Origin of the sequence: Microvirga sp. HBU67558 (genome assembly GCF_018069605.1) — a bacterium.
Classification (GTDB): Bacteria; Pseudomonadota; Alphaproteobacteria; order Rhizobiales; family Beijerinckiaceae; genus Microvirga; species Microvirga terrae.
Genome location: NZ_JAGPUP010000252.1, coordinates 1 through 672, shown reverse-complemented (window position 1 = coordinate 672; position 672 = coordinate 1). Strand labels below are relative to the sequence as shown.

The 672-nt window shown below is 59.7% G+C and carries 1 protein-coding gene; it reads left to right on the top strand.

The genetic code is table 11. The features are described 5' to 3' along the window. Nucleotides 1–294, top strand: a 294-nt coding sequence (locus KBI52_RS01070; protein WP_210804812.1) for a hypothetical protein, incomplete at its 5' end; no start/stop codon positions are given. Nucleotides 295–672 lie beyond the last annotated feature (378 nt).

Below are 672 nucleotides of genomic sequence, written 5' to 3'. Positions count from 1 at the left end.
GTGGTGGGTCAGGATGGCGGCCGCCGCAACGCGGAAATAGGGATCGCCATCAGCAATAAGCCCCACGCGCCTATCAGTCGTCATCGATCTTCGCCCCTGAGGGATCTCTACGCTGGATGCACTCCAGCCCGTTCACTGCTCCCAATGTCTTACTACGAAAGAGATGATGAGCAAGATAACTTCAGTCCAATCAGGAACGACCTCGATCACTTTTCACCCAGAGTGCTGGCAGGTCTTCAATACGGTAAGCGGGCCAGGGCATCGGCTGACGATCACCTTGGAAATCCGAAGTGACCGGAGGCTTAGGGAGCCCGAATCCCGTCTGTGTGACCAGCCGCGAACCGCCCGCCGCGGTCGATCACGATGCTCAGGGACGACCGGCTCATCGTCCTTAGCGTAGCGCCGCACCCACTCCCTGCGATGATAGAAAGTTGCGCCAGCTCCGTTCGTACCTCTCCTTCAGGGCGGGACCTCTGATGGGGCTCAAGCCCAGATCGATAATGAAGCGGAGGATTGAAGACTCCGAGCTGCTGCCTCCTGATCTCCCGCATTGCTTCGCCAAGGTACCCCACTCCGTCCTTGATCTGATCGATTGCTCAGCAAGCCCCGAGGACGATTTGGGTAGGGCCGCGCACCGGCGACGGCCGCTGCAGCCCGGTTGTTGACGCCAAA